General features: G+C 71.6%; 13 protein-coding genes and 1 riboswitch. Of the genes, 5 read left to right on the top strand and 8 right to left on the bottom strand.

Features of this window, described 5'->3' with window-relative positions:
• Positions 1-84: 84 nt before the first annotated feature.
• Positions 85-384 (bottom strand): DUF3017 domain-containing protein, encoded by a 300-nt coding sequence (locus tag ACT3UL_RS09670; protein WP_444578034.1) that lies wholly within the window; start codon positions 382-384, stop codon positions 85-87.
• Between the two features lie 79 nt (positions 385-463).
• Between ACT3UL_RS09670 and ACT3UL_RS09665 the strand changes: the two genes are divergently transcribed.
• Positions 464-1,978 (top strand): aspartate ammonia-lyase, encoded by a 1,515-nt coding sequence (locus ACT3UL_RS09665; protein ID WP_444578033.1) that lies wholly within the window; start codon positions 464-466, stop codon positions 1,976-1,978.
• 433 nt (positions 1,979-2,411) lie between these two features.
• Here ACT3UL_RS09665 and ppk2 read toward each other — a convergent pair whose 3' ends face one another.
• The 3 genes from ppk2 to purN form a co-directional block, all read right to left on the bottom strand.
• Complete coding sequence (ppk2, locus tag ACT3UL_RS09660; protein ID WP_444578032.1) at positions 2,412-3,317, bottom strand: polyphosphate kinase 2; 906 nt, start codon at positions 3,315-3,317, stop codon at positions 2,412-2,414.
• A 444-nt stretch (positions 3,318-3,761) separates the two neighbouring features.
• Positions 3,762-5,435 carry a bifunctional phosphoribosylaminoimidazolecarboxamide formyltransferase/IMP cyclohydrolase gene (gene purH, locus ACT3UL_RS09655; RefSeq protein WP_444578031.1) on the bottom strand — a complete coding sequence of 558 codons (1,674 nt, stop codon included), beginning with the start codon at positions 5,433-5,435 and terminating at the stop codon, positions 3,762-3,764.
• 32 nt (positions 5,436-5,467) lie between these two features.
• A riboswitch (ZMP/ZTP riboswitch) is annotated at positions 5,468-5,544 on the bottom strand.
• Between the two features lie 122 nt (positions 5,545-5,666).
• On the bottom strand, positions 5,667-6,263 hold the full coding sequence (purN, locus tag ACT3UL_RS09650; protein WP_444578030.1) for a phosphoribosylglycinamide formyltransferase: 597 nt from the start codon (positions 6,261-6,263) through the stop codon (positions 5,667-5,669).
• Between the two features lie 73 nt (positions 6,264-6,336).
• Between purN and ACT3UL_RS09645 the strand changes: the two genes are divergently transcribed.
• A complete protein-coding gene (locus ACT3UL_RS09645) occupies positions 6,337-6,768 on the top strand; it encodes a hypothetical protein (protein ID WP_444578029.1) in 432 nt (143 codons plus the stop codon).
• A gap of 135 nt (positions 6,769-6,903) precedes the next feature.
• On the opposite strand, the gene ACT3UL_RS09640 is transcribed toward ACT3UL_RS09645, so the two are convergent.
• On the bottom strand, positions 6,904-8,364 hold the full coding sequence (locus ACT3UL_RS09640) for a cell division protein PerM (protein WP_444578028.1): 1,461 nt from the start codon (positions 8,362-8,364) through the stop codon (positions 6,904-6,906).
• 171 nt (positions 8,365-8,535) lie between these two features.
• Between ACT3UL_RS09640 and ACT3UL_RS09635 the strand changes: the two genes are divergently transcribed.
• The gene (locus ACT3UL_RS09635; protein WP_444578027.1) at positions 8,536-9,936 is read left to right on the top strand and encodes an isochorismate synthase; all 1,401 of its coding nucleotides are present in this window, start codon (positions 8,536-8,538) and stop codon (positions 9,934-9,936) included.
• 51 nt (positions 9,937-9,987) lie between these two features.
• Here the strand turns inward: ACT3UL_RS09635 and ACT3UL_RS09630 are convergent, their stop codons facing one another.
• The 3 genes from ACT3UL_RS09630 to ACT3UL_RS09620 all read right to left on the bottom strand — a co-directional run bounded on the left by ACT3UL_RS09630 (position 9,988) and on the right by ACT3UL_RS09620 (position 14,343).
• Entirely contained in the window at positions 9,988-11,445 is a 1,458-nt protein-coding gene (locus ACT3UL_RS09630; RefSeq protein ID WP_444578026.1) for a S1C family serine protease, read from the bottom strand.
• Positions 11,433-13,292, bottom strand: coding sequence for a 2-succinyl-5-enolpyruvyl-6-hydroxy-3-cyclohexene-1-carboxylic-acid synthase (gene menD, locus ACT3UL_RS09625; RefSeq protein WP_444578025.1), 1,860 nt, complete (start codon positions 13,290-13,292; stop codon positions 11,433-11,435). Before menD ends, ACT3UL_RS09630 begins: the two co-directional genes overlap by 13 nt.
• Positions 13,293-13,365: 73 nt before the next feature.
• Entirely contained in the window at positions 13,366-14,343 is a 978-nt protein-coding gene (locus ACT3UL_RS09620) for an o-succinylbenzoate synthase (RefSeq protein WP_444578024.1), read from the bottom strand.
• Positions 14,344-14,420: 77 nt separating this feature from the next.
• Between ACT3UL_RS09620 and ACT3UL_RS09615 the strand changes: the two genes are divergently transcribed.
• Together ACT3UL_RS09615 and ACT3UL_RS09610 are read left to right on the top strand one after the other, a co-directional pair.
• On the top strand, positions 14,421-14,999 hold the full coding sequence (locus ACT3UL_RS09615; RefSeq protein ID WP_444578023.1) for a GNAT family N-acetyltransferase: 579 nt from the start codon (positions 14,421-14,423) through the stop codon (positions 14,997-14,999).
• A gap of 52 nt (positions 15,000-15,051) precedes the next feature.
• Positions 15,052-16,047, top strand: coding sequence for a 1,4-dihydroxy-2-naphthoyl-CoA synthase (locus ACT3UL_RS09610; protein ID WP_444578022.1), 996 nt, complete (start codon positions 15,052-15,054; stop codon positions 16,045-16,047).
• Position 16,048: the final 1 nt, after the last annotated feature.

Here is a 16,048-nt window from a genome sequence, read left to right as displayed (position 1 = left end):
TGTACGGCCGAGGGGGCGGCCGGCGAGGTCGCACGAGGGATGCCCGGGAGGCGAGGAGGGGCGGCTCCGGGGTGCGCGGAGGTCTCAGAGGTTGGGCGAGACAGACAGCACACCGAGGCCTATCGCGAGCAGTGCGAGCACCCCGGCGTCGACGCCCCGCGAGCGGACCGCGAGGGCTCCGACGGCGCGGACCGGCAGCACGGCGCGGACCAGCGCGAGCAGGCCCAGCAGCACCGCGAACAGGAGCCCGGCCAGCGGCGCGCCGACCACGGTCCCCGTAATGATGATGCCCGCGACGGCGGGCAGCGTCAGGACCAGGACGACCTGACGTCGGCAGGCCGCACCCAGAGAGAAGGGCGATCGTTCAACAGGCACAGGGGCCATGCTACGGGTCGCTCCCGGCTACGCTTGCCGTGGTCGGCAACGACGTCGACCATCAGAGCGACCTGGAGGACTCCTTCACATGACCAGCCCCGGTTCGACGCCCGGCACCGCGACCCGTTCCGAGCATGATCTGCTCGGCGACCGCGACGTCCCCGCCGACGCCTATTACGGCATCCAGACCCTGCGAGCGCAGGAGAACTTCCACATCACGGACGTGCCGCTGAGTCACTTCCCGCGACTGATCGAGGCACTCGCCCAGGTCAAGCGGGCCACGGCCCGCGCGAATCACGGACTCGGTGCGCTCGACGACGAGCGGGCTGCGGCCATCGAGCAGGCCTGCACGGAGATCGTCGACGGCGAGCTCCACGAGCACTTCGTCGTGGACATGATCCAGGGTGGTGCCGGGACCAGCACCAACATGAACGCCAACGAGGTGATCGCCAACCGCGGGCTGGAGATCATGGGCCGGGAGAAGGGCGAGTACGAGCATCTCCACCCCAACAACCACGTCAACCTCGCCCAGTCCACGAACGACGTGTACCCCACCTCCTTGCGTCTGGGGATCCTGCTGACCTTCCCCGCGCTGGTGGAGTCGATGGACCACCTGATCACCACCCTCCGCGCCAAGGGTGCGGAGTACTCCCGGGTGCTGAAGATGGGCCGCACGCAGATGCAGGATGCGGTTCCGATGACCGTGGGCCAGGAGTTCAACGCCTGGGCCACCACCATCGAGGAGGACGTCGTGCGCCTCACCCGCACCGCGGCCGCGTTCCAGGAGATCAACCTCGGAGCGACTGCGATCGGCACGGGCATCACCACCGACCCCCGGTACGCGCAGCTCGCCACCCAGGAGCTCGCCGGCCTCACCGGGATCGATTTCGTGCTGTCCGCCGATCTGGTCGAGGCCACGAGCGACACCGGTGCCTTCGTGACCTTCTCGGGGATCCTGCGCCGCATCGCGGTGAAGATCTCGAAGATCTGCAACGACCTCCGTCTGCTCTCCTCCGGTCCCCGGGCCGGCTTCCACGAGATCAACCTGCCCGCGGTGCAGCCGGGCAGTTCGATCATGCCGGGCAAGGTGAACCCGGTGATCCCCGAGGTCGTCAACCAGGTCGCCTTCGAGGTGATCGGCAACGACCTCACGGTGGCCTTCGCCGCCGAGGGCGGGCAGCTGCAGCTGAACGCCTTCGAGCCGGTGATCGCCTTCAACATCCTCGAGTCCACCCGCATCATGACGCGGGCGATGAACACCCTGGCCGATCGCTGCATCGCCGGGATCACCCTGAACGAGGACACCCTCGAGGACAACCTGCGCCGCTCGATCGGCGTGGTCACGGCGCTGGTGCCGGTGATCGGCTACGCCGCTGCCACCGATGTCGCCTCGACGGCCCTGGAGACAGGCCGCCCGGTCGCCGATCTGGTGCTCGAGCGGGGCCTGCTGGACGAGAACCGGCTCAAGTCGCTGCTCTCCCCCGAGTCGATGACCAGCCCGCATCGCGCGACCCCGACCGGGACGATGCCGGATCTGTCGAACGAATGGCTGGACTCCGGAGAGATCACGCGGCTCCCCCTCGAGTCCGACAGCGAAGGCTGAGCGCAGCCCCCATGGCTGAGCGCGGCCGCGAGGTCCGGCCCCAACGCCACGACCTCGCGGCCGGCACCCGAGCTCGGGCGTCCCAGGGCGCTCGGACACGGCAACGACGGCTCGAGTCCCCAGAAACGTCCCACTGACGGGACGAATCAAGGGACTCGGCGGGAGCTCGGGTAACAACGGACTCGGCGGGAGCTCGGGTAACAACGGACCCGGCGGGAGCTCGGGTAACAACGGACCCAGCGGGAGCTCGGGTAACAACGGACCCAGCGGGAGCTCGGGTAACAACGGACCCAGCGGGAGCTCGGGTAACAACGGACCCAGCGGGAGCTCGGCGAACGAGCGACCCGGCGGGAGCTCGGCGAACGAGCGACTCGGCGGCGGATCCCCTCAGTGGTGCTGGGGTGTCCGCGGCCGGGCGCCCTTCAGCGTCAGCTCACTCGTCGGCCTCTTCCATCTTGCCGCGCATGACGAGCTTCGGATCGGGGACGCCGACCACCTCGTGGTCCTTGCCCTCGTATTCGAACTGGGACAGGAAGTAGCGCATCGCGTTCAGCCGCGCCCGCTTCTTGTCGTTGGAGCGGATGATCGTCCACGGCGCGTACTTCTTATCCGTGCGGCGGAACATCTCCTCCTTGGCCTGCGTGTACGCCTCCCAACGGTCGAGGGACTCGAGGTCCATCGGGGAGAGCTTCCAGCGTCGCACCGGGTCCAGCTGACGGATCGCGAAGCGCGTGCGCTGCTCCTTCTGGGACACCGAGAACCAGAACTTGGTGACGAAGATGCCGGAGTCCACGAGCATGCGCTCGAAGTAGGGCACCTGGTTCATGAAGGTCTCGTGCTCCTCCGGGGAGGCGAAGCCCATGACCCGCTCGACCCCGGCGCGGTTGTACCAGGAGCGGTCGAAGAGCACCATCTCGCCCTCGGTGGGCAGATGCTGGATATAGCGCTGGAAGTACCACTGGCCCCGCTCGCGATCGCTGGGCTTGTTCAGCGCGACGACCCGGGCGGTGCGCGGGTTCAGATGCTCCGTGAAGCGCTTGATGGTGCCGCCCTTGCCGGCCGCATCGCGTCCCTCGAAGATGATGATCGACTTCTGATCGTTGTCCTCGAGCCAGTACTGGTACTTCAGCAGCTCGACCTGGAGCTTGTACTTCTCGCGCTCGTACTCGTCACGTTCCATGCGCGTCTCGTACGGGTACCCCTCCTGCCAGGTGTAGACGGGGTTGCCCTGAGGGTCGATCAGATCCGGGTCCGGGGTATGCCCGTCCTTGACCGAGTAGCCCTCCTCGCGCAGATGCTCGATGTACTCGCGCAGGCTCTGGTTGTCGGGGATTCTCACGGCCACTCCTTCGGGCGTCACGCTGGTGTATGGCCCCAACTCTAGGGGTCCGGGGTGTCGAGCCGGTGAACGCCGGCTCGATTGTGTCGTGCTGTGGGTACCTCTCGGCCGACGGTACGGCGACCGCCCCGCGCCTGACGGGGCGACGGGGCGATCGACCGAGGTCTGTGCCCACCTGGCGCCGGGGATGCCCGCCGACCGGATGATCCGTCGGCAGGGTGCTCACCCGGCAGAGCGGCCCGCCGACGGGGAGCTCCTCCGGCTGAGCCACCCGACGACGGGACGATCCGACGGACGTGCGGCCCGGCGGCTGAGCTTCCCGGGCACCGTCGAACGGCGGTCCTGGTCGCCAGCGCGCTCAGTGCGCTCCGAGCGCTCCTCCGTGCGCTGGGCGCGCTGGGTGCGCTGGGTGCGCTGGGTGCGCTCAGTGCCGCGCGGTGCGGCTCAGTGCGCGAAGTGGCGGGTCCCGGTGAGGTAGAGGGTCGCACCGGCGGCGCGGCACGCCTCGATGACCTCGTCGTCGCGGATGGAGCCGCCTGGCTGCACGATCGCCCGCACCCCGGCGTCGAGCAGGATCTGTGCACCGTCGGCGAAGGGGAAGAAGGCGTCCGACGCGGCGACCGCGCCGCGAGCGCGCTCGGGGGCGGTCTCGCCCTCGGCGTGCTCGCCCAGCGAGTTCGCACGGGACACGGCCAGACGGCAGGAGTCCAGGCGGTTGACCTGACCCATCCCGAGGCCCACGGCGGCACCGTCCTTGGCGAGCAGGATCGCGTTGGACTTCACCGCACGCACGGAGCGCCAGGCGAAGGCGAGGTCCGCCAGGGTCGCTTCGTCGGCCGCGTCCCCCGAGGCCAGGGTCCAGTTCGCGGGGTCGTCGCCCTCGGCGTCGACGGCGTCGGTGTCCTGGACGAGCATGCCGCCCCAGATCTCGCGCATCTCGACCTCGCGGGAGTACTCGCCCTCCAGGAGCAGGATCCGCAGGTTCTTCTTGGTGCGCAGCAGCTCGAGCGCCTCGTCCTCGTAGGCCGGCGCCAGGATGACCTCGGTGAAGATCGGCTTGACCTGCTGGGCCATGGCGAGCGTGACGGGACGGTTGGTGGCGATGACGCCGCCGTACGCGGACAGCGGGTCGGTGCCGTGGGCACGCAGGTGGGCGACGGCGATGTCCTCGCCCTCGGCCGCCACGGCGATCCCGCAGGGGTTGTTGTGCTTGACCACCGCGACACAGGGGCGCTCGTGGTCGAAGGCGGCGCGCACGGCGGCGTCGGCGTCCACGTAGTTGTTGTAGCTCATCGCCTTGCCGCCCAGCTGCTCGGCGCCGGCGATGCCGGGCACCTCGGGATCGGTCACGGCCAGGCGGGCGCGCTGGTGGGGGTTCTCGCCGTAGCGGAGCGTGGCAGTGAAGCCGAGCTGGGCGGCGTCCTCGTCGTCGAGATCGAGGATGCTCCGGGGTGCATCCGCATTCTGGGCGTCGTCATCCTGTGCGATGTCGTCCGCCGCCTCGTCGTCCTCGACCTCGGGGAGCTGGTCGAGCATCCAGTCGCTGATCGCGTCGTCGTACTCGGCGGTGCGGGTGAAGGCGATGGTGGCGAGCTCCTGGCGCTCGGCGAGGGTGAAGCCGCCGGCCTCCGCGGCCTCGGCGGCCGTCGGGTAGACCTCGGGATCCACGACCACGGCGACGGAGGCGAAGTTCTTCGCGGCGCCGCGCACCATGGAGGGGCCACCGATGTCGATCTTCTCGATGATCTCGTCGAAGCTGCCGCCGGCCGCGACGGTCTCGCGGAACGGGTAGAGGTTCACCACGACCAGGTCGAAGGGCTCGATGCCGTGCTCGGCGAGCTGTGCACGGTGGGAGTCGAGGCGCTGATCGGCCAGCAGGCCGCCGTGCACGCGAGGGTGGAGGGTCTTGACGCGGCCGTCGAGCATCTCGGGGAAGCCGGTCACGGAGGCGACGTCGGTGACGTCGATGCCGGCGTCGCGGATGGTCGAGCCGGTGGAACCGGTCGAGACGATCTCGACGCCGTTCTCGGAGAGGGTGCGGGCGAGGTCGACGATCCCCGTCTTGTCGAAGACGGAGATGAGGGCGCGGCGGATCGGGCGGCGCTGAGTGGTGGTCACGAGGCGTGCTCCTGTTCGGATCGGGTCCTTGCGACGAGCACCCAGGCGGTCGATGCTCGTAGTGTCACTCCCCGGTGGTCGCCCACCTTCGCCAGTCGTGTGGGGCCATTCTAGCCAGCACCCCCTGACAGCGGGAGCCTGCTCCGCCCAGTGATCAGCGCGCGACCGCGGGGCGGCCCGCCGGCGAACAGGACAGCGCACGGAACCACGACCGTCCCACCGGTGAACGGCTCAGAGAGTGGCCGCAGGCCCGTCCTGCCGTCCAGCGGTCAGACCGCGGACCACCTCGACGAGCAGGGGCTGCTCCGCGGCCTTGATCCGCTCATGGAGGTCGTGCTCGGTGTCCTCGGCCCGGACCTCGACGGGTACCTGGGCGAGGATGCGCCCGGTGTCGACGCCCGCATCGACCTCGATGACGGTGGCGCCGCTGACCTTCACCCCGTGGGCGAGGGCGTCGCGCACTCCGTGGGCGCCGGGGAAGGAGGGCAGCAGGGCGGGGTGCGTGTTGACGATGCGCCCGCCGAAGGCGTCCAGCAGCGGCGGACCCACGAGCTTCATGAACCCGGCGAGCACGACCAGCTGAGGCTCCAGGCGGGTCACCGAGGCGGCGAGCGCCCGGTCCCAGGCGGCGCGGTCCGCATGGTCTGCGAGACGGATCACCTCGGTGGGGATACCGGCGGAGCGGGCATGCTCGAGGCCGGAGGCGTCACGGTCGGCGATCACCCCGACCACGACGAAGGGGCACGAGGGTTCCGCGCTCACACGCAGGAGTGCGGCGAGGTTCGAACCGGTACCGGAGATGAGGACGGCGATGGGGGTGCGGGTCACCGTGCCAGCGTAGTCGGAGCGCCGTGGGCGTCGAGCGGCACGACGTCCAGGCGGACCAGGCACACTAGGAACAATGAGCAGCGACCGTGACACCGAAGGGACCGAGGCGACCGCCTCTGGATCCGATGCAGCCTCCCGCCACCGGCGACTGGTGCGCGCCCTGCTCCTGACGATGCTCGCCTCCTGGCTGCTGCTCCTGACCCCGCTGCCGTTCTCCCTGGCCGCCGGGGTCGGCGCCCTCGTGGCCCTGGTGCTGCTGGTGCTGCTCGCGGTGCAGTCGTTCCGTCAGGGCCGTCCGGGCATCGCCGTGATATCGCTGGTCATCGGGGTGCCGGCCACGCTGATGATCACCGCCGGCTCCCTGCTGAGCCTGCTGTTCTACGGCCCGATGTCAGAGATCGAGGAATGCCGGGCCACGGCGCTCACCGAGCAGGCGCGCGTGGCGTGCGACGCAGAGGCCCAGGACTCGATGGCGACCTGGATCAGCGACCTGCTGGGCGGCTGACGCCCCCGTCGACCTGTCGTACCGGTCTGTCCCGTCGGTGCAGTCTGTCCCGTCGGAGCTGTCGGAGCTGTCGGAGCTGTCGGAGCTGTCGGAGCTGTCGGAGCTGTCGGAGCTGTCGGAGCTGTCTGCCCCGTCCTACCTGTCTGTCCCGTCGGAGCCGCGTGGCTCGGCGTCGACATCGACATCGGCGTCGGCGTCGGCGTCGGCGTCGGCGTCGGCGTCGTGATCGTCGCCATCGTCGTCGGACCCCGGCGCGCCTCCCGTGCCGGACCGGCCCGAGATCCCGGACCCTTTTGATCTCTCCGAGCTCTCCGAGATCCCCGACTTCTCCGAGTTCTCTGCGCTCTCGACCTTCGCCCGCAGTGCAGCGATCTGTCCGCGCACCCAGGGCACCGCCGGAGTGGCGAGCACCATGATCACCAGGCCGGTGCTGACCACGACCATCCCCAGCAGCGGGAGGATGAGGGATCCCATCTGCGGGCCGAGGTGCACCAGTCGCCCCTCCCCGATGCCTCCGGTCGCCAGTCCTGCGAGCAGCAGCACGCCCACCGTCACCGCCACGGGATAGGCGATCCAGGCAGTGATGCGGTCGCGCCGCTCGAGGTCCTCGACATCCCGGACCAGGCGCAGCGCGCCGACGACGACCGGCACCGCCGGCACCACCAGGAGCAGCCAGAACCACCCGGAGAAGTCTCCGGGACCGGGGAAAGCGCCCAGCAGCGGGAGCGCGGGCAGCACACCCGTCGCGGAGCCGTCGAGCGAGATCGACGCGGACGCCCCCACCCCGACCGTGCCGCCGAGGAGGATCACGAGCGCCCAGACCGCGAGCAGCGGCAGCAGCGCCAGCTGGACGAGCGTGAGGACGATCGCGCCGATGATCCCGGGGTCGAGCGCGTCGAACAGGGAGGACTGCTCGCGCACGGAGACGACCATCATCACGACGCTCAGGAGCATCCCCACCCCCAGCAGGCCGATCAGCGCGATGAGCGCAGAGCGGGCGACGTCGCCGAAGGGTGCGGGGAGCAGCTCGAGCACGCGCACTCCGGGGATCGTGGAGGTCGCCTCACGGCGCAGGGACCACAGGATCCCCAGCACCCCGCCGAGCACCGCCACCATCGCCCCGGACACGATCGCCGAGGTCACCACCGGGCTGGTGTCGGCGCTGCGGCCGATCCCGGCGAGCACCGCCATGCCGACCGCGTAGACCGCTGCGTAGGCGCCGAGCGCACCGCCGGCGTCGCGGAGCGCGCGCACCCGCAGCACGCCGTCGTCCCGGACGAGCTGCAGCGCCCGCCCCACGCGACGCATGCCGAGGGTGGAGATGAGCAGCAGCAGCCCCAGCAGACCGAACGGGGTGAGGGTGACGGCACCGTCGATGACCCCGGTGCTCAGCACGATGCCGCCGCCGTGGCCGAGGACCAGGACGTTGAGCGCGATGATGATCGCGTCCAGGGCGGTCGCGGTCGACCGCGTTCCGGCGACCTGGGCGGCCAGCGCGGGCACGACCACCAGAGCGACCGCGGTGCCCAGCGAGATCACCGCGGCGATCGTGCCGCGGACCAGAGGCGTCGCGATGCTGTCGCCGGTGCTGTTCACGAACTGCTCCTTGAGCGGGTCACTGCGGGGAAGCGGGCCCGAATTCTGGCCCGGCGCTCCCACGGATGGGGGCGCCGGTCCATGGTCGCACCTCAGCAGCGTCTGCTCGTGCATCCCGGGAGGGGACGCGGGTCACGGCGCGAGCCGCTCCGGTGTCGCATAATGACACGGATGTCCGACCCGATCCTGCCCCCTGAGACTGCCGAGCCCGCTGAGCTTGCCGAGCCCGCAGTGGCTGCCGAGACCCCGAGCTCCGCCGGGACTGCCGCTGCCGTGCCGTCGCTGATCGTGCGCACGCTGCGCCTCGAGGAGACCGTCGACCTGCTGGGCCATATCCCGCTCGACGTGAGCGGTGCCTGGCTGCGCCACGGCCAGGGCATGGTCGCGCTCGGGACCGCCTGGAGCGTGCAGACGTCGGGCCCCCATCGCTTCGCGGCGGCGAGCGCCGCCTTCCAGGCCATCGCCGCGGCCGCCCGGATCGACGACGAGGTGCGCACCCGCACCAGCGGCCTGATCGCATTGGGCAGCTTCTCCTACGCCGACACCTCGCAGCGTGCCTCCCGCCTGATGGTGCCCAGCGCCCTGCTCGGCGTCCATGACGGCGAGTCGTTCCTGACCGTCGTGGGGGTGGACGAGGAGCCGGTGATCCCGTCGTCCTGGCGCGATCTGTTCCCGTCCACGCCCGTCCCGCCCGTCCGGTCGGACGAGCTGGAGGTCGAGGCGGACCACACGCCCGACGAGTACCAGGCCCTGGTCCAGGAGGCCGTGATGGAAATCCGCGCGGGCCGCGCCGAGAAGGTGGTCCTCTCCGAGCGCACCACGGTCACCGCCGAGCACCCCATCGAGCCGGCGGTGCTGCTGGCGAATCTGGCCCGTGACTACCCGAGCACCTGGGTCTACCACCTCGACGACGTGATCGGGGCGAGCCCCGAGATGCTCGCCCAGACCGAGACCGGCCGGGTGTTCTCCCGGGTGCTGGCCGGCACACGACCGGTGGCCGACGACGGCGAGCTCGACGAGGTCGATCGACGCGCCTTCCGCTCCGACGCGAAGGAGCTCTCCGAGCATGCCTTCGCCGTGGAGTCCGTCGTCGAGCGCCTCGGGGGCCTGGCCGAGGACATCGACGTCTCCCGCGAACCCTTCGTGCTGCGCCTGCCGGGACTGGAGCATCTCGCCTCGGATGTGTCCGCACGCCTGCGCCCGGGGACCACGAGCGTGGACGTCGCCTCCCGCCTGCACCCGTCCGCTGCCGTCTCCGGGACACCTCGGGAGGCCGCCGACGAGATCATCGCGCGCCTCGAGCCCCATGACCGCGGCGGGTACGCCTCCCCCGTGGGCTGGATGGACGCCGCCGGGGACGGGCAGTGGGCGATCGCCCTGCGGATGGCGCATCTGAGTGCTGAGAAGGCCGTCACGCTGCAGGCCGGCGGCGGCCTGGTCTCCGCCTCCAATCCCGTCTCCGAGCATGCCGAGGTCCTCGCGAAGTGCCGTCCGATGCTGCGTGCCCTGCGGGGTGCGCCCGCCGCGAGCGAGATCGAGGAGACCCCTCCCGAGCCGACCCTCGGCACCTGACCCCGAGTCGGCGGAGACTGAGGCCGAGGGGACTCGGACGTCGGCCGGCGCTCAGGCGGGCTGGCTGCCCAGGGTGATGTCGATGCTCTGCACCGACTGGTCCCGGACCACGGTGAGCGTGTGGTCGGACCCGACAGGGAGCCCTCGCACCACGCCGGTCAGCGCGGCCGCGCTGCCGACGGGCGTGTCGTCGATCTTCGTGATCAGGTCGCCCTCTCGCAGCCCTGCGGCGGAGGCGGGACTGTCGGGCTCGATGCCGACCACGTCGGCGCCGTGATAGGCGACGTCTCCGACGGACTGTGCCCCGTCCCTGCTGGTCACCCCGAGGAATGAGTGGTCCGCTGTGCCGTCGGCCTGCAGCTGGTCCGCGATGAGGGTCGCGGTGTTCGACGGGATCGCGAAGCCGAGCCCGATGCTGCCGGCCTGTCCCGAGCCGCCCGGGATCCCCGCGATGGAGGAGTTGATCCCGATCACCTGCCCGGCGGCGTCCACGAGCGGACCGCCGGAGTTGCCGGGATTGATCGCGGCGTCGGTCTGGATCGCGGAGGTGTAGGTCGTGTCCGAGCCGGCGGGGTCCTCGCCGTTGGCGGTCACGGGCCGGTCCACCGCCGAGACGATCCCCGTGGTGACCGTGTTCTCGAGTCCCAGCGGCGTGCCCAGCGCCATCACCGGCTGACCCACGGCGATGGAGGACGAGTCGGCGAAGGTGGCCGGCTTCAGATCCTCCGGAGGGGAGTTCAGGCGCAGCACGGCGAGGTCCGTGGTCGGATCGGCACCGATGACCGTCCCTTCATAGCCGAGTCCGTCGCTGGTGGTGACCTGGACGGCCTTCGCGCCGTCGATGACGTGGTTGTTGGTGAGGATCGTGCCCTTGTCGTCGAGGACGACCCCGGTGCCCAGACTCGTCCCGGACCCGGTGTCCACCTGGATCGCGACGGCGCTGGGTGCGACCTGGTCGGCGACCGTCGCCCAGTCGGGATCATCGACGGTGGACACCGATGCGGGATGGGCGGAGGCCTCGGGAGCGGCCTGCGTCGTGCTCGTCGCCGCCGGTGCCGGCGCCAGGAACTGGTCATAGGCGACGACTCCGCCCAGGGTCAGACCGCTGGAGACCAGCATGCCCAGGGCGACCAGGCCCGTGACGCCGCCCCATCCTGGTCCGTGGCCTCGGGCCGCCGTGCCCGCGGCGACCGGAGCCGTCGTGCCCGCGGCGACCGGTGCCGTCGTGCTCGCGGCGGTGCTCGCGGCCGTGCTCGTCGAGGGGCTCTGGCCGTACGGGGACGGGTAGGCGGAGGGGCCGGAGAAGGCCGACGTCGGCGCCGACGACGAGGACGTCGGAGATGAGTAGGCCGCAGGCGAGTAGGCCGGGTACTCGTGCGTCGTCCCGTCCGAGGCGCTGCTCGCCCGCGCCTGCGAGGTTTCCTGCTCCCCCGCGGCGCCCCAGGGCCCGGTGGGCTGCTCGGGCCGGCCGTTCTGGGTCGGGTCGTACGCATCGTTCATGTCGTGCATGGGTCCACCTCCGCCTGCTGCTCCAGCGACAGTGCGCTGATCTCCTGGTGAACAATGAACACCCGCAATCCGGAGCCACGCTGTGCGAGAGCTGTGCCCAGCCTGGTGCCGGTGACGGTCCGGGCCTCTGCCCCCAGCGCCCTCGCAGCCGCTTCGAGGTCCGTGCCGTGCGGGGTGGTGAAGAAGCGCCGCAGCAGGTCAGGCGGCGCTTGGGCGTGCTCGAGGCCGGAGAAGATCCGGCCGCCGCCGTCGTCGACGATCACGATGTCGAGATCCGGGACCTGTTCCAGAGGGCCGATGACCAGCCCGGTGAGATCGTGCAGCGCAGTGAGGTCTCCCACCAGGAGACGCACCCGCCCTGCTGTGTGCTCGGGTTCCCGCCCTGCTGCCTGCTCTGCCGACTGTCCCGCTCCCGGGCCCGTCGCCTGGTGGGCGAGGGCGATCCCGCCGGCGAGGGACGTGGTGCCGTCGATCCCGGCGAGCCCTCTGTTCGCGATCACCCGGCCCGCCGTGGGCCCGGCATGCTGTTCGAGGTCCCGCACGAGGCTGGAGGAGCCGAGCACCAGGAGGTCGTCCTCCCCTGTCGCCTCCCAGACGGCGAGCGCGGCCTGCTGCTGCCAGGTAGACGGCAGCCCGGCCACGACCTGGGAGGCTGCCGCGCGCCAGGCGTCCACGTGCTGCCGACGACGCTCGAGCTCCGCCTCGTCGGCGACGTCCTCCCCCCGGGCGGCGGGCAGCACGAGCCGTGCCCGACGGGCCGCATCGGCGAAGTCCAGCTGCGGGTCCACCACGACCACGTCCACGTCCTGTGCTCCCAGCAGGTGCCCGATCACCGGTCGCGAGAGCGTCGGATGCCCCAGCACGATCGCGCGGTCCGGGCGCAGCGGATGCTGGGGATCGGCCATGATCTGCGCGAGGAGGGCCGGATAGCCGGGCACGAGGGAGGGGCCGGAATGCGCCCCGGAGCTCGGCTCGGCGAGCAACGGCAGGGCGTGACGCTCGGCGAGCTCACGGGCCGCCGCTCCCGCCCCGTCCCCCGCGACCACCACGGTGCGCGCGGAGATCGGGACGGGGTGGGGCTGCGGGGGCAGCGGGCGCGACCGCCGGGTGAGCACGATCTGCGGGCGCTCCGCTGCAGATCCTGCCTCCGTGGCCGGCGCGGCCTGCGAGGCCAGCGAGCTCGGCGTGCTCAGCGTGCTCGGCGAGGCCTGCATAGCCTGCCCGTCGGTATCCGGTCGCGGGACGAGCGGGTCCCGGAAGGAGAGGTTCACGTGCACGGGGCCGGGGTGCTCGCCGGTCGCCGCGGCGACGGCCCGAGCGAGGGTGGAGACCGCGGTGCGCAGCTCGGTGGCGGTGGCGGCCTCGGCGGTCGGGGCAGGGAGGTCCGCGTCCAGGCGCACCAGGGAACGGAACATCCCCGCCTGCCGTGTGGTCTGGTTCGCTCCGACGTCCCGTAGCTCGGCCGGACGGTCCGCGGTGAGCACGATCAGCGGGATCCGTGAATGGTGGGCCTCCATCACCGCGGCGTGCAGGTGGGCGGTCGCCGTGCCGGAGGTCGTCACCACCACTGCGGGGTGCTCGGGGTCGAACCGGGACAGACCCAGAGCGGTGAAGGCGGCGGCGCGCTCGTCGATCCGCACGTGCGCCCGGACCGCGCCCTCGAGCTGCGGGCCGGCGAGTGCGTAGACCAGCGGAGCGCTGCGGGAGCCCGGCGCGAGCACCGTATCGGTCACCCCGAGCTCGGCGAGCGCGCGCCAGATCGCGATCGCCTGGTCGACCGCCCCGGACCCTGTCGGAGCGGGGGCGGGGATCCCGCGGGCGGGGGCGGCGGTTGCGTTCTCAGGCATGCCGCCAGGGTAGTGCGCTCGACGGGGCCCGGCCCCCGCACCGGTCATGGCGACCCCGGAGTGCCGCGGCAGCTCACAGCGCGTCGAGGCAGGCGGTCAGGCGCTCCTCCCAGCGGGCGGCGAGCGGTGCGGGGGCGGCGTGGCGATCGGTGAGCTGCTCGAGCGGCTCGGGGCGCGCCACCGGCAGCGTGCCGGCTCGGGCATGCAGGGCATCGGGCACGAGGTCCCCGGTGAGCAGTGAGGCCGTCGCCAGTCCGCAGGCGTAGGGCAGGTCCGGGAGCGCGGCGGCGAGCGCGAGGCCGGCGCTGAGGCCCACGCTGGATTCGAGGGCGGAGGACACCACCACGGGCAGGCCGGCCTGGTCGGCGAGCTCCAGGCACCGCTGCACGCCGCCGAGGGGCTGCACCTTCATGACCAGGACGTCGGCCGCACCGGCCCGGGCCACGCGCAGCGGATCCTCGGCGCGGCGCACGGACTCGTCGGCCGCGATCGGGATGTCGACGGCGCGGCGCAGCGCCGCAAGGTCCTCGATCGAGGCGCAGGGCTGCTCGGCGTACTCGAGGCCGCCGGCGGCGCGGTCCAGGAGCGGCAGGGCCTCCTTCGCCTGGTCGAGGGTCCAGGCGGCATTGGCGTCGATGCGGATCCTGCCGGTCGGGCCCAGCGCGTCTCGCACCGCCTCGATCCGTTCGGTGTCCTCGGCGAGCGAGGAGGTGGGGTCGGCGACCTTGATCTTGGCCGTCCGGGCACCGCCGACGGTCGCGATGCGGTGGGCGAGCACCGCGGGAACCACCGGAATGGTGGCGTTGACCGGAATCTCCTCGCGTCGCGGCGCGGGGCGGTCCGCGGTCGCGTCGGCGAGCGCCGCCCGCAGCCAGGACGCGGACTCCGCGGCGTCGTAGTCCCAGAACGGGGAGAACTCCGCCCATCCGGCGGGGCCGTGCAGGAGCAGGCCGTCACGCTCGGTGATGCCGCGGAAACGTGTGGTCATGGGGATGGCCCACGCGAGCACGCGGTCGATGCCGCGCTCGCGCAGTGCGGAAGGGATGAGCATCCTTCGAGGCTAGCGGGCGCACCGGCCGAGGAGGAATTCGCGCGACGCCTCCGGCGGGCCTCGCTATCGTGACCGTGATGAGCGCCCCACCCCACCGACTCCGCCCCGTCCGGCCGGGCGATGCCCCCGCCGTGCTGGCCGCCTTCGCGTCCTCCCCGGACATGGTGCGCCAGGGCGACGTCACCTCGCTCCCGCAGGCTCAGGAGATGATCGGCTGGCTCGAGGGGCCCTCACGTCGCGGCATCGCGATCGTGCACGACGGAGCGACCGAAGCGGGCAGGGGTGGACCGGGCGGAGGCGAGCTGGTCGGGCTCGTCGGCGTGAGCATCGAGGAGCCACACAGTCTGGGATGGTTCTTCTACTGGCTGCACGCCAGCTTCCGCGGTCAGGGAGTGACCTCGCGGGCCGCGGCGGCTGTGGCGAACCGTGGGCTGCGCCCCGTGGCCGACGGCGGCTGGGGACTGGAGCGGCTCGAGCTCGGCCACCGGGTGAACAATCCGGCGTCCGGGGCCGTGGCCCGCGCCGCCGGCTTCGTACACGAGGGCACCGAACGCCAGAAGTTCCTCCTCGACGGCGAGCGCCACGACGTGCTCACCTACGGGCGCCTGCGCAGCGACCCGGTGCCGTCGACCTCCGAGCTGCCCTGGAGTCGCTGACCTCACCCCAGGGTGCCTCTCCCCCGGCGCGGCCGGGACTACCCTGAGCATCATGACGTCCGCTCCTGATCCGCTGCCCCACCAGGTCTCCGAGACCTTCGATCCTCGCCGCTGGCGTGAGGTCCCTGCCACCGAGCACGGCGGAGAGCCCTTCTCCGACATCACGTACCACCGTGCCGTCGAGCGCATCGAGTCCCCCGACGGCGAGCGGACCGGTCACGACCTGCCGACGGTCCGCATCGCCTTCGACCGCCCCGAGGTGCGCAACGCCTTCCGCCCGCACACGGTGGACGAGCTGTACCGGGCGCTGGACCATGCCCGCCTCGACACCGGCGTGGGCGTCATCCTGCTCACAGGCAACGGCCCCTCCCCCAAGGACGGCGGCCACTCGTTCTGCTCCGGCGGCGACCAGCGCATCCGGGGCCGCGCCGGCTACGAGTACTCGGAGCAGGAGGACCTCGGCGAGACCACCCAGGTGCGCACCGCCTCCAGCGGCCGCCTGCACATCCTCGAGGTGCAGCGCCTGATCCGCACGATGGGCAAGGTCGTGATCGCCGTGGTGAACGGCTGGGCGGCCGGCGGCGGCCACTCCCTGCACGTCGTCGCGGACCTGTCGATCGCCTCGCGCGAGCACGCACGGTTCAAGCAGACCGACGCGAACGTCGGCTCCTTCGACGGCGGCTACGGCTCCGCCTATCTCGCCAAGCAGGTGGGACAGAAGCGGGCCCGGGAGATCTTCTTCCTCGCCGAGGAGTACTCCGCCCAGGACGCCTACGACTGGGGCGCCGTGAACCGCGTCGTGGACCATGCGGACCTCGAGACCGAGGCGCTCGCGATGGCCGCGACGATCGCCACCAAGTCCCCGCAGGCGATCCGCATGCTGAAATTCGCCTTCAACCTGGCCGACGACGGGCTCATGGGCCAGCAGGTCTTCGCCGGGGAGGCGACGCGCCTGGCGTACATGACCGACGAGGCCGTCGAGGGGCGCGACGCCTTCCTCGGCAAGCGCGAGCCCGACTGGTCGCAGTACCCGCATCCGCAGGGCTGAG

The organism is Brachybacterium sp. 107 (genome assembly GCF_052379725.1).
GTDB lineage: Bacteria > Actinomycetota > Actinomycetes > Actinomycetales > Dermabacteraceae > Brachybacterium.
Note: the sequence above shows the minus strand (reverse complement) of the source record. Positions and strands in the feature narration are given on the sequence as shown.